The organism is Paenalcaligenes sp. Me131 (assembly GCF_050487225.1).
Lineage (GTDB): Bacteria > Pseudomonadota > Gammaproteobacteria > Burkholderiales > Burkholderiaceae_B > Paenalcaligenes.
Window position 1 is genome coordinate 831,592 of record NZ_JBKQGY010000001.1, and the last position, 12,619, is coordinate 844,210.

At 50.4% G+C, this 12,619-nt stretch carries 16 protein-coding genes; 8 read left to right on the top strand and 8 right to left on the bottom strand.

Going from position 1 to position 12,619, the window contains the following annotated elements:
* The first annotated feature begins 191 nt into the window (after positions 1-191).
* The 3 genes from ACLPHM_RS03935 (at position 192) to ACLPHM_RS03945 (ending at position 2,006) form a co-directional block, all read left to right on the top strand.
* Complete coding sequence (locus ACLPHM_RS03935; protein ID WP_430219966.1) at positions 192-722, top strand: dihydrofolate reductase family protein; 531 nt, start codon at positions 192-194, stop codon at positions 720-722.
* A 1-nt stretch (position 723) separates the two neighbouring features.
* The gene (locus tag ACLPHM_RS03940; RefSeq protein ID WP_430219967.1) at positions 724-1,284 is read left to right on the top strand and encodes a TetR/AcrR family transcriptional regulator; all 561 of its coding nucleotides are present in this window, start codon (positions 724-726) and stop codon (positions 1,282-1,284) included.
* A gap of 92 nt (positions 1,285-1,376) precedes the next feature.
* Positions 1,377-2,006 carry an alpha-ketoglutarate-dependent dioxygenase AlkB family protein gene (locus ACLPHM_RS03945; protein ID WP_430219968.1) on the top strand — a complete coding sequence of 210 codons (630 nt, stop codon included), beginning with the start codon at positions 1,377-1,379 and terminating at the stop codon, positions 2,004-2,006.
* An 8-nt stretch (positions 2,007-2,014) separates the two neighbouring features.
* On the opposite strand, the gene ACLPHM_RS03950 is transcribed toward ACLPHM_RS03945, so the two are convergent.
* From ACLPHM_RS03950 to ACLPHM_RS03960, 3 genes are all read right to left on the bottom strand, one after another.
* Positions 2,015-3,199: a multidrug effflux MFS transporter gene (locus ACLPHM_RS03950; protein WP_430219969.1), complete on the bottom strand. Its 1,185-nt coding sequence runs from the start codon at positions 3,197-3,199 to the stop codon at positions 2,015-2,017.
* A 17-nt stretch (positions 3,200-3,216) separates the two neighbouring features.
* The gene (locus tag ACLPHM_RS03955) at positions 3,217-3,657 is read right to left on the bottom strand and encodes a MarR family winged helix-turn-helix transcriptional regulator (RefSeq protein WP_430219970.1); all 441 of its coding nucleotides are present in this window, start codon (positions 3,655-3,657) and stop codon (positions 3,217-3,219) included.
* Positions 3,658-3,838: 181 nt separating this feature from the next.
* Positions 3,839-4,303 (bottom strand): DMT family transporter, encoded by a 465-nt coding sequence (locus ACLPHM_RS03960; RefSeq protein ID WP_430219971.1) that lies wholly within the window; start codon positions 4,301-4,303, stop codon positions 3,839-3,841.
* 101 nt (positions 4,304-4,404) lie between these two features.
* Here ACLPHM_RS03960 and ACLPHM_RS03965 point away from each other — a divergent pair, with 101 nt between their 5' ends.
* Entirely contained in the window at positions 4,405-5,316 is a 912-nt protein-coding gene (locus tag ACLPHM_RS03965; RefSeq protein ID WP_430219972.1) for a LysR substrate-binding domain-containing protein, read from the top strand.
* 11 nt (positions 5,317-5,327) lie between these two features.
* Here the strand turns inward: ACLPHM_RS03965 and ACLPHM_RS03970 are convergent, their stop codons facing one another.
* Positions 5,328-6,257, bottom strand: a complete 930-nt coding sequence (locus ACLPHM_RS03970) for a bile acid:sodium symporter family protein (protein WP_430219973.1) — start codon at positions 6,255-6,257, stop codon at positions 5,328-5,330.
* 38 nt (positions 6,258-6,295) lie between these two features.
* Entirely contained in the window at positions 6,296-6,481 is a 186-nt protein-coding gene (locus ACLPHM_RS03975) for a hypothetical protein (protein WP_430219974.1), read from the bottom strand.
* 166 nt (positions 6,482-6,647) lie between these two features.
* Here ACLPHM_RS03975 and ACLPHM_RS03980 point away from each other — a divergent pair, with 166 nt between their 5' ends.
* The gene (locus ACLPHM_RS03980; protein ID WP_430219975.1) at positions 6,648-6,941 is read left to right on the top strand and encodes a hypothetical protein; all 294 of its coding nucleotides are present in this window, start codon (positions 6,648-6,650) and stop codon (positions 6,939-6,941) included.
* 16 nt (positions 6,942-6,957) lie between these two features.
* Here the strand turns inward: ACLPHM_RS03980 and ACLPHM_RS03985 are convergent, their stop codons facing one another.
* Positions 6,958-7,524 (bottom strand): GNAT family N-acetyltransferase, encoded by a 567-nt coding sequence (locus ACLPHM_RS03985; protein ID WP_430219976.1) that lies wholly within the window; start codon positions 7,522-7,524, stop codon positions 6,958-6,960.
* A 177-nt stretch (positions 7,525-7,701) separates the two neighbouring features.
* On the opposite strand from ACLPHM_RS03985, the gene ACLPHM_RS03990 reads away from it, so the two are divergent.
* The 3 genes from ACLPHM_RS03990 to ACLPHM_RS04000 all read left to right on the top strand — a co-directional run bounded on the left by ACLPHM_RS03990 (position 7,702) and on the right by ACLPHM_RS04000 (position 11,329).
* A complete protein-coding gene (locus ACLPHM_RS03990; RefSeq protein WP_430219977.1) occupies positions 7,702-8,298 on the top strand; it encodes a GNAT family N-acetyltransferase in 597 nt (198 codons plus the stop codon).
* 42 nt (positions 8,299-8,340) lie between these two features.
* Complete coding sequence (locus ACLPHM_RS03995) at positions 8,341-9,129, top strand: bestrophin-like domain (protein WP_430219978.1); 789 nt, start codon at positions 8,341-8,343, stop codon at positions 9,127-9,129.
* Positions 9,130-9,343: 214 nt separating this feature from the next.
* A complete protein-coding gene (locus tag ACLPHM_RS04000) occupies positions 9,344-11,329 on the top strand; it encodes an FUSC family protein (protein ID WP_430219979.1) in 1,986 nt (661 codons plus the stop codon).
* A gap of 18 nt (positions 11,330-11,347) precedes the next feature.
* Here ACLPHM_RS04000 and ACLPHM_RS04005 read toward each other — a convergent pair whose 3' ends face one another.
* Positions 11,348-11,875 (bottom strand): GNAT family N-acetyltransferase, encoded by a 528-nt coding sequence (locus ACLPHM_RS04005; RefSeq protein WP_430219980.1) that lies wholly within the window; start codon positions 11,873-11,875, stop codon positions 11,348-11,350.
* Between the two features lie 180 nt (positions 11,876-12,055).
* Positions 12,056-12,613 (bottom strand): putative Fe-S cluster assembly protein SufT, encoded by a 558-nt coding sequence (gene sufT, locus ACLPHM_RS04010; RefSeq protein WP_430219981.1) that lies wholly within the window; start codon positions 12,611-12,613, stop codon positions 12,056-12,058.
* Between the last annotated feature and the right edge of the window lie 6 nt (positions 12,614-12,619).

The following is a 12,619-nucleotide window of genomic DNA, read 5'->3' on the forward strand; positions in this document are numbered from 1 at the left end:
TTAATAAACGGTTACGGATCTACGCCGTGCAGTTTGTGCTGTGCAGAGCAAGCACGACTGTGATTTTTCCGTTGACCATCATACGCTTGTCAGCGCGTCGCATGAAAACCACCTTAGTCAAAATATGGGTTTAACCTTAGCTATTTTCCAATTAACATACACCGTATGATAAATAATGAAAGATGACGATTATGGGTTTTGGAAAAGTCTTTATTGCCACCTCTGTAGATGGCTTTATTGCGCGTGACAACGGCTCGTTAGACTGGCTACCTGCACCACTAGACGGCGAAGATTACGGCTACGCAGCACTCATGGATTCGGTAGATGGCATCATCATGGGGCGCTCCACTTACGAAACTGTACTAGGATTTGGTGAATGGCCCTTTAGTAAACCGGTAGTGGTGCTCAGCCGTACCCTGACGGCAGCAGATGTACCCGAAGCCTTACGCAAATCGGTGCAAGTATCCAACGTAGCACCATCTACCTTGGTTGCCACACTACGCGAACAGGGCTGGAAACACGCCTACATCGATGGCGGTCAAACCATACGCAGCTTTATAGAAGCGGGCGAAGTATCTGAGCTTACCCTTACCCGTATTCCAATCTTGCTAGGTAGCGGCATACCTTTATTTGGCCCTTTACCTGAAAGCATCGTGTTGCGCTGTGAGTATTCCAAACACTACCCCAACGGGGTCATCAGCACGCGTTATCATGCCCTCTAACATGACAACTTCCATCACTAAACGCGGCCGCCCCTCAAGCGCGCAAAGCTTATCTCGTGAACACGTAATAAACAGCGCATTAACATTGCTGCAAACCGGCGGGATGCACGCGTTTAGCATTCGCGCACTGGCTAGGCATTTGGGGATCACCCCCATGTCGGTTCTCTATCACGTCACCGACCTCACCACATTACAACAGTTGCTGGTAGAGCGCGTGCATGGCGCACCCCTTGAGATCACCGACACTGCCACCCCGCAACAACGCGTCATTGCCTTGCTACACGCTTATATGCAACGTGTACGCACGCACCCAGCGCTGACCTTATGCATTTTTAGCTCCCCCGATTTATTTACGCACTCATTGGCTAGCTTTACCCAACAGCTAGAACATGAAATACGTCAGTTCGATGCAGAACCAATCTTGTTGCGCGATATGCTGGTGGACTACACCAATGGCTATGCTCTATCGGTAGCACTATCACCTGCCGATACACACATCAGCGAACATCACTTTCATGCCGCACTAAAACGCTTGTTGGCCACTGCCCATACGCCCACCTAGCAAGAAACCGAGTGTGGACGTACACGTTTATGCGCTATAAGCTCTACACACTAACGCACTGATTGTGCTTCCACCCTGCCCCAACTCTGTCTATGTCCAATCTGGATCTTTTTGCGACCCCACTGCAGCACACTAACTTACTGCCCTATGACGGTGAGGTGTATTACTACGGCCCAATACTGGATACCGTACGTGCTCAGGCGTATTTCCAGACGTTGCTAGATGCCTTGGACTGGAAACCAGATGAAGCCCTCATCATGGGCCAGACCGTAGTTACCAAACGCAAAGTGGCTTGGTACGCTGACCACCCTTTTCAGTACACCTATTCTAAAAAAACCAAAACAGCATTGCCGTGGCTACCGGTTCTAGAAGAGCTTAAAGCGCTGGTAGAAACACAGAGCGGTGAGCGCTACAACGCCTGCTTAGCCAACTTGTACCACTCAGGTGAGGAAGACATGGCGTGGCACAGTGATGCTGAACGTGATTTAAAGAAAAATGGCGCTATTGCTTCGCTGAGTTTGGGCGCGCAGCGTAAGTTCAGTTTTAAGCACAAAGTAACCGGCCAAACACAGTCTATTGTGTTGGAGCATGGCAGTTTATTGATCATGACGGGTATCACCCAAACGTATTGGCTGCACCGCCTTCCACCTACACGCACGGTGCATCAGCCACGCATCAACCTCACCTTTAGAACCATAGAAACCGCCTCGCAACCACGCTAATCAGCGTGTTATGCCAAGGCACGTCTAAACGCGAACTGCCCAACCACACTGGAAATCAATAATGTTAGTGCGGCCAACAGTGCATGGTCTGCACCTAAACCCGTCACCACAGTACAAACGGCCCCTATCATCATTTGCCCAAAACCATACAAGCCTGAGGCTGCTCCAGATAACTCTGGCTGCACACTAATTACTTGTGTCGCAGCGGCTGGGCTGGTTAAGCCTGCCGCAATGGAAAACACGATAGCAGGCCCAATGAACAAGCCCACATTCAGTTCTACAGTCACGCACACCACGAACAAAAATACGGCACTCACAATGCTCAGCGCATTCGCCCCTAATAACACCTTCCGCAAGGGTAAACGACGCAATAAAAACCGAGCCAATAAGTTACCCAAGGCCATTGCCCCTATCACTAATGACAAATAGCCCCCTACTTCCGAGGCAGGCCTATGCAATTGCTCCATAAACACAAATGGGGCCGCAGCGACTACCGCGTAAATAGAGGTGGTCGCTAAACCGCCCCCTACGGCATAACCCAAAAACACAGGCGAACGCAGCAAACTCCAGTATTCACGTACTACAGAGCGTTTGCGCACGGAAGGCTGACGTGTTTCAGGCAGTAGGAAAATGGTGTAGGCCATATTGGCAATGCCCAGCAAACACAAGAATATGAATACCGAACGCCAACCCAAATGGTGCACCAGCACCCCACCCAGTAGCGGTGCTAAACCAGGGCCTATCACCACCATCACATTCATCAGGGCCAACCGACTGGCTACGTCTTGCGCTACACGAGTGGTGTCACGCACGATGACACGCCCCAACACCATACCTGCACAACCACCCAATGCCGCCAGCAATCGCAACGCAATCAAGCTGTGTACGCCCTCTACAAACAACGCCACAAAGCTCGCCAAGATATACAGCGCTAACCCCACTAATAACGGCTTGCGTCGCCCATATCTGTCTGACAGCGGACCATAGATAAGTTGGCCTACCGCCAAACCCACGATGTAAAAACTGATGGTCATTTGCATTTGTGCTGGTGTAGCCGCAAGGCTTACGCCCGCATCAGGCAACGCCGGAACAAAGATATGCATGGCCAACGTACCACTGAACGTCAACATAGCCAGCCCCCACAAGGGTGGCATGTGCGCATCAGGGATGAACCACTGTTTTAGTGAGCGCATGGCAAGTCTCCGCAAGCTTAACGAGGTTGACTAAGTAGCTGCAAAATCTGCTGCAACCCCGACTGCGTGCTGGAGAGCAGATCATCAGGAATGGCATCAAAGACTTGCTGTAACACCTGCTGCGAAGCCTGTTTGACTTGTAATGCCACGTCAGTGCCCGCCTGCGTCAACTGCACACGCTTGATACGCCTGTCTTGGGTATCTTCCTGTCGCGTGACATACCCCGCACGCTGTAATACATCGAGCAAGCGCACTACGGATGATCGATCTAAGCCCATGAGTTCAGCCAAGTCGTTTTGGGATAACGGCTCAACGGCTCTGAACAAATAAATCAGTGGGCGCCATGTACCTTCCGTTAACCCAAACTCAGCCAAGCTTTCATTCATGGCTTTGCGCCATACACGGGTCACCTGCCCTAATAGTGAACCAAAAGCCTCGTATTCCTGAATCATACTCATGATGCATACCAACAGTTGTTATACAAACAGTTTATATTACAACAAATAGAATGCCGAAATGCAATGTGCTCTATCGCTGTTATGACATCCCCGCCACAACATAAGCAGCACGAAAGTACAGGCTTAGAAATACAAAAAGCGGGCTATAAAGCCCGCCCATCACACTCAAAACCCATACCCACTATGGTGTAAAGCGTTGCACCACCATGACCCCAGCAAAAATCATCACTACACCTAACACCCTGCCCAGGTTCACTTCTTTAATGGGCAACCCCATCAGCCCAAAGTGATCAATCAGCATCGCAACCAGTATTTGCCCCGCAATGGCACTGATCATAAAGCCGGTAGCCCCTAGTCTAGGTGTGATCAACAATGCCGCTGTAATGAACACCACCCCAGATAAGCCACCCGTCCATACCCAGATCGGCGCTTGAAACGCCTGCTCTATCTTGGGTAATGGCGCGCGAAACAACAGCAGTAACGGTATCACTGCCAATAAGCTCACACACAAAGACGTCACGGTCGCCCACAATGGGTGCCCTAACATGCGCCCCAACATAGCATTACTGCCGGACTGAAACGGCACCACCGCACCGGCGATTAATGCAGCACCTAACAACAACGCATGATAGAGAGAAGCATTCATTTTGCTCTAGACCCTTACAAAATGTTCATGGATTGAATACAGTCTAAGGTATATATAATATGAATTGAAATTCTAATTATCTAGTAACCATTATTCTTATAATGAATAACTTACGCCGCATAGACCTAAACCTCCTGCTATGCCTGCACGCCTTACTGGAAGAAAAGCACGTATCCCGTGCGGCCAGTAGGTTGCATAAAAGCCAACCTGCCATGAGCCATGCGTTGGCCCACCTACGTCGTATTTTTAATGATCCATTATTGGTACGCCGTGAGGGTAAGCTCACATTGACCAGCAAAGCAACGGATCTGCTGCCGTTACTACACCAGTCTCTGAATCAGTTGGAGACTCTGTTTCAAGCACCCACCTTTGACCCCACACACGAAGCACGCAGTTTCAGGCTCGCCATGTCAGACTATGGCGCACGTCTTATCCTACCCAAACTGGTACGTACCCTACGGCAGCAAGCCCCCCATATTGAGTTGCTGATTAGCCAAGGTAGCCGTGAAGCCATGTTGGCGCAGGTGATGGATGCTGAAGTCGATATAGCCTTAGGCGTGTTCCCCACCGGGGTTACGCCAGCCTTAAAACAGCAGATATTGTTTAATGAGGCATTTACCTGCGTCGCTGATGCTAGCACCCTCAACCATACAGGCACACTAGCACTGGATGAGTGGCTTGCCCGCCCCCATGTGAGCGTTGCCATGCAGCCGCATTTAAACAATGAAATTGATGTAGCCTTACAAGCCATGGGCGCCAAACGCCACGTGATGGTGTCTTTGCCTCACTGGGGCGTTGCCAACACCTTAATTGCAGGCACCGACTTAATCTTAACGATTGCTACAAGAAACTTAAGCCCCGAAGGGCTACACGCACCACTGTGTAGTTTTGCGCCACCCTTGGACATTGCCTTGTTTGAGTTTGTGCAGGTGTGGCACACACGTAGAGATGCCGATCCCGCTCATCATTGGTTACGCCAACAAATAGCGCAGATTGCGCAGCAACAATCGTGACACGGTATACATCATCTCTGTACACGACGCGTCAACAGTCGCGCTACCAGTGGGGACGTCACCATCTGCACAATGGCAAAAAACACAGCAGGAATAGCGATTTCAGACGGTAAGCCCGACGCTGCCACAAAGGCCGCCGCAATACTGAATTCTTTTTTACTCACGGTAAACAAATAGGCAATCAGCTCTTGCCTATCACTAATCCAGATTTTGGCGCACATTCCTACCGCATACCCGGTCAGATTCAAGCACAGCGCAGCTGCCGCAATCACCCATGCATACCAACCATAGTCCAAAATCGTTTGTGCATTAGGCCCGATCACCGCCAACAAAATCAGCAAATACAGCAGCGAACCCGCTCCGGCATACACCGAATCGTAGCGTGCTACGGCCGTCGTGAATCGTGTCCGTAACCCTACTCCCACTAATGTAGGCACTAAGACGATTAAAACGAGTTCAGCGACAATATTCCCTAGCGGAACATCCAGCTCTACGCCGGTGAGTCCTAAGAATAAAAATGGAATAATAAAGGGCGCTAAGGCTGTATTCACAGCATTCAAGACTGCCGCTAAGGCAACGTTTCCCTGTGCCATCAACACCAGTAACGGCGCAGAAACATCGGTAGGCAACATACCCAATAAGGTTTGGCCGTCGGCTAATGGCCCTTGCCCAAAAAACCAGCGACCAGTCAGCCAACCCAATAACGACATGGGCACATAGACCAAGAACAACGCTAGAAACTGCTTAGCGGGGTGGCGCAATACGACGCTAACGGCTCGCGCATCAAAAGTTAAGCTGATGACCAGCATCAGCAACGCCAGCAACGCACTAACACCTGGCGCTAACCACTGCCCCGGCGTAGGCCACAGTAAACCCACTACGGCCACCAACAGCACCCACACTACCAAGTGTGACTCTATGCTTTGAAAGAGCTTACGCATACTGCAAGTGACCAGCGACTGCTACGACCTGATTGACATCAAGCGCCAGTATTAGACAGCGGTATGCTATCTGGGCGGCAATCGTCTAAGCCGTCTGTCGCGTTTACATCGCACGTAACGCCAGGCATGTCTTCTAATTCTTTGATGATTTTCTTTTCTTGTGCCGTGCAGCCAGCCAACACGATGCCACACACTAACGACATACCCAAAAACAGGTTTTTCATGATGCAGTTCAGGAAAGGATTGTGATGGCGCATTATACATGCATTGCCAGTACTCTCTGTCCGCCCTAAGCGTGGCTACACATCAAAAACACCGCATGCTTCACAAAAATTGCTTGATTATCTTTGTAAATATACTGTATAAATACACAGCATTAAGGAGATTGCCATGCTATATATTATCCGCTTAGAAGATGCCCCAAAAGACTTAGCTGAACGCAATAAGCGCGATGCTGAATCACGCTTTCAACGCACTCTGGAACGCAAACTAGGCGGGCCAGATGCGGTAATCCAAGCCTATCAAGCCTGGCGCAATGCCGAAGAAACCTCAGAGTACGAGCTAAACGACTCACAAATCAGCTTAGTGAAGCAATGGTTATCTGCCGCATCACAAGCGCAAACAGATGGCTTCCGAGAACTAGGCGAAAGCGAAGCCTATTTCGATATACGCTTGCAATGCTAACACAGCACGCCACCAACTACTGTTGTTTTAACCAGTCTCTATGTCGTAGTCGGTATAACACATGATGACGCAGCGGGTGATCAGCTGGCAATGCCGGATGCGTGAACTCTTCGCCTTCGGCATAGCGCATCCCTATACGCTGCATCACCGCTTGTGATCGCTGATTGGTCAATGTCGTGAATGCCACTACTTCTGATAGTTTTAGCGTGGTGAATGCATGCGCTAGCACCACGCGCGCGGCTTCACTCGCATACCCTTTTCCCCATGCTTGCTGGCATAAGCGCCAACCTATCTCTACAGCAGGCATAAAAGGTAGCGCTGCCGTGCCAGGTACTGATAAACCCACAAATCCCGCAAACGGCAACACGTCAGGTATTTCTAGCGCCCAAAAACCAAAGCCGTTGTTCTCAAAACCTGCTTGTATACGCTTCGCTAAATCATCGCTCTGCTCGGTATCCAATACCGATGGAAAGTATTCCATCACGGCAGGATCGGCATTTAACTGAGCAAATGCCGCCACATCATCGGCACGCCACGGGCGTAGTAACACGCGCGTCCCACGCAGGGTCATAGCGCTTTCCATACTGCTTTCCTTAAAACTGTGGCTTTCTAGTATAGAACGAGGCGACCCTCCGCTACTGTCTGGCGAGTAGTTTTATACTACGACACATTAACCTAAACGCTGTCATGCATCGCCAATTGTTGCGCACTAGGCGTGTAAAACAGTGCACTCTACCTGCCCATTTACACGGAGACATTTATGGCTGCAACACCCCCTTGGCTAACCCCGGTCACGCTGCAAGGAACCACCGTTACTCTGCGCCCCCTTCAGCCCGCCGACCGTGACGCACTGCTATTGGCTGCCAGCGATGGGGAGCTCTGGAAGTTATGGTTCACTAGCGTACCCAGCGCAGACACTATTGATGCCTATTTATCCAAAGCATTTGCCGACCGCGATGCTGGTGTGTCGCTGCCGTTTACTGTCGTTGATAACGCCACTGGTGAGGTAGTAGGTAGCACCCGCCTCTGCAATGCCGATGTGGTGAATCACCGCGTAGAAATCGGCTATACCTGGTATGCCAAGCGCTGCCAACGCACAGCCACCAATACCGAATGCAAACTCTTACTGCTAACACACGCCTTTGAAAACCGTGATGCCATTGCCGTAGAGTTCAGAACCAACTGGCATAACCATGCGTCAAGACAAGCCATTGCTCGCCTAGGTGCCAAACAAGATGGCGTGCTGCGCAATCATCAAAAAATGCCTAATGGTGGCTATCGCGATACGGTGGTGTTCTCCATCTTGAATCACGAATGGCCTTCAGTGAAGCAAGCATTGTCCAGCCGTTTGTTGTAATTATTTTTTCTCAACCCTCTTACCACACTCACACCTACATACATGGAATTTCTATTGGCTGGCAACTATGCCCACTACGTGCTGATGCTGTCTACCCTTGTTTTACTGATGGGTGCAGCTTTTTTGGGCAAGCGCATTGGTAAACGACGTCAAGCACAAGATCTACCAGTAGACGACGAGTTAAAAATCGTACTGGGCGCGATTTTGTCGCTGTTTGGCTTACTGGTAGGTTTTACCTTTTCGTTTGCCATCAACGGCTATCAAGCCCGTATACAAGCAGAGGAAAACGAAGCCATTGCTATTGGCAATGCTTTTCAACGCATTTCTGTCTTGGAAGAAAAATACCAGCCTCGTGCCGAAACCATGCTGCAAGAGTACTTGTCACTGCGCATACAGTTCTTTGAAACCACCAACGAGGACAACCGCGCCGACATCCGCCTAGAAGCTATTCAATTGCAAACCCATATGTGGAAATTGATTAGCCAGTTGGCACAACAAAACCCTAACGCCGTGATGGTAACCGCGTTAAATGCCAGCAATGAGCTGTATACCGCCCAACAAAAAACCATGTCCAGTTGGCAACGACAAGTGCCAGGTGCGGCGTGGATATTGTTACTTTTCTTCGCGGTGTGCTCCAACTACTTGCTCGGCCACAACATACGCGGTATTCATGGCAACAACACCATTATCATGTTGCTACCAGCTCTGATTTCACTGGCGTTGCTGATGATTTCTGAAATAGATTCTCCGGGTGCTGGCATTATTTATGTCACCCCAGAAAACCTCAATGCATTGCGCCATACGCTGGAGCTAGGCGGCCTTGCCCCCTAGCGGCACACCATAGATGGCTACGGTTTTACACAGTTATGCTTAGTTGTTACTAAAACCTACAAACCGTGCATAGCCAAAAAACTGGATTACCCTGTTGCTATAGCAAACGACTGTGATCGCCGCAGCGTTTGCCATGACATGGTTACTACCTTCGCCGCATTCTAACTATGACAGAGGCTGCTGCCTCTGTTTTCATCCTTCTGGTTTTGTGTAGATGGCAAAAACCTTACAGTCCAACCAGCCTCGCCCTGCTTCCTTTGCCCACCCCGTCGCCTGGATGCGGCAGCTAACACGCCTACAACCGGCTAAGTGGAATTGGTCACGCTCAACCCGAGCCGCCTTAGGTATGGGTTTACCGTTGGCTATAGGCACGCTTTCAGGCAACCTAGGCGTTTACCTTTGGGTAGCCATGGGCTTCCTGCTACAAATGGGTGGTGAACGCGACAACCCCTACCATATTCAGTTTCAGCGCATGCTGATCACCACGCCACTCAGTTTACTCGGCCTCTTGCTAGGCTATTTAAGCTACCTACCGTGGGAACTGGTCATACTGTGCTTTACTGTCTTGGCGTTTATTTCTGCCATCTTGAGTAGCTATAACTCGGCACTGTCTATTGGCACCATGCAGATGCTCATGATGGGGACGGTCGCCGTCGGCAACCCTGCCATCAATCATTACTGGCATGTAGCCTTGCTCGCCTTTATTGGCATTGTGTTTTATGCGGCCTTATTAGGTATAGAGGCCTTACTACTCAGGCATAGGCCTGAAGACCAAGCCTCAGAAAACCTATTACGCGCACTGGCATCGTTAGCGCTACATCGTGCCCAAAAGCAGCCCATCGAACAAGACGAACAGCAAATTACCAATAACTTAAATACGCTGTACACGCTGATGTTTCATACCCGTTCGTTGTCACAAGGTCGAAACTTAGGTTCTGAACACACTGCCGCAGTACTGCAACGCTTTGACAGTGTATTTGCTTCTATTGTGGGCTGCGCGGATAGCGCCCAGTTAACGGCGATAGCCGCCACCTTACAGCAAGCGGCCACGGCCTACGCCTCAAAATCTAAGCACATCCCCACTGTTGATGACACACCGGGTTGTAGCACTAGCCTCAACAAAGACGCCAACGAGCTATTTCAAACTTTATGGAAACGCTCAAGCACCCTGCCCGATAACAGCATTACCGCACCGCAACCCGCCGCCAAACGCAAACAACTGGCCGCCATTTTGGGTGAGCTTAGCCCCGGTAGAGAAGTACTGCTGGCTGCTGCTGCACTGGCCGTCTGTACCTTTATTGCTTACGCGTTGCGCTGGAAAGACGACTACAGTCATTGGTATTGGATTCCCATGACGGTGATTCTCGTTATGAAACCGGATATGGGCTCCGTATTTTCGCGCAGCATGCTACGTAGTATAGGCACGAGTTTTGGCGTTATTATCGGCGGGTTCATTCTGTATTTTGTGAGCCCAGGCCCGTTGTTTGTGCTCATTATGGCGGCGCTGGCCTTTGTCTTACCGTGGGCATCACAACGCTCGTACGCCATGATGTCACTGATCATCACCCCATTGGTGCTTGTGCTCATAGACTACGTAAGCCCCGAAAGAAATGGTGTGAATTACGCACTGCTGCGCTTTGAGGATACCCTGCTAGGTGGCGCTATTGCCTTGGTATTTGGGTATTTATTGTGGCCCAAAACCAATCATCGTCAGTTATACCAAAACTTCCAGCAGATACGCTTGGCCTTGGCCAACTACTTACACGCCACCTTACCGCAGGCCGATACCCCTGCACCGCAAAGCCAGTTGCATAGCGCACGCCATGCTGCTTATGGGCAAATAGCGAACATACGTACTAACCTGCAAAAACAATTATCAGACCCGCCACCGGCTAGCCAAGAAGCCCTATCGTGGTTTCCGCTCATTTCCAGTGCCGCACGCATGGCAAATAGCATCACCACCTACTCCATCAACAGCACCGGCAAGCTTAGCGCGCACGATTTGCAGTATCTACAGAAACTGGGGGAACTCATCGCACATGGCACGCCTGCCGACTTTCCAAAAGAAGCCTGGCAAAGCGATACGCCAGGCTCTGCCGAGGATCAGTTGCTACGTGCCGCCATGAATGAGCTACAGCACGTGAACGGTATGGTGGATGTACGCCCTGCTCCCACCCCTAACGACACAGTTAGTGCCTAAGCCCCTAGTCACCACGTATTAATAAAACCAATGTGCTAAATGAATATCGTCGGGCTCTTTTTCATAGAGCTCGCGATCGGGAGGCAGGCTTAGCTCTGCACCACGACTCAGGTAAAACTCAACGGTACGCTGCGTAGAGGTTGCCGAAATATAAAAGCCAGCAATGCCCATTGCTTGCGCTTCCGCTCTAGTACGCGCATACAACTCCGACGCTAAACCTTGACCACGCCAACCATGGCTCACATGCAAAAAAGCCAACTGATGCAGCTTAGGGTAATCGGTGACGGGACGACTATCCATCACACTCACTGCGGCCAACTCGTCACCCTCAAAAGCCCCAAGAAAAAGACCACCACGCTCAAAGCAGGCGCGCAATACTGGGCCATATTCTTGTTCTTCGCCTTCTGGCCAGCCACGTGTATCGTAAAACTGCTCACGTAGCTGCAAACGGTCATTCACCATCACGTAGACATGCTGAACGATTTCGCGCCGTTCTATTTCCCATACCTTATCTACTTCTTGCTCTGTTAACCGTCTGTACTGCATTCAAACCCCTTCATCACCTACGTAATTAATCCCACAAACACGGTCTGTCGCTGCTATCTGCTCTGATTTGCGCAACGCTACTGATCTACAGCGCGCGCCATCCCTATGCGTCTTGTAGGGATGAGCAATAGTGTTTGCCTCTGACAATAAAAAACCGAGTCTAGGACTCGGTTTTTAGTATTACAACATACCTAGCTGTAATCGGGCGGATTCGCTCATCATGTCGCGACTCCATGGTGGATCCCACACCAGATCCACATCTACCTGCTCAACGCCTTGTATGGATTGCAACTTGAAGCGTGCTTCGTCGGCAATCATAGTGCCCATGCCGCAGCCAGGAGCCGTCAAGGTCATTTCCATACGAATGGCATAATTGCCTGACTCTAATTTGCTCACTGCGCAGGTATACACCAACCCCAAATTCACGATATCAACGGGAATTTCTGGGTCAAACACCTGTGTTAATACAATCCACGCAGCGTCTTCTACAGTTTTTTCGCTTAACGGCTGCTCGGGCACAAACACTTCACGCTCTACGACATCTTGACCCAATGCATCAGCATCCGAGCCTTCAACACGGTACAGGTTGCCCTCTACCAAGACGGTAAAACTACCGCCCAAGCGCTGCGTGATGGTTGCCATGCAACCCGCTTCAATCGTGACCGGTGAGCCATAAGGAATGGTTACAGCCGGACAATCACGACTAACTACTACATCTTCACGGTCGAAGTAACTCAACGTCTG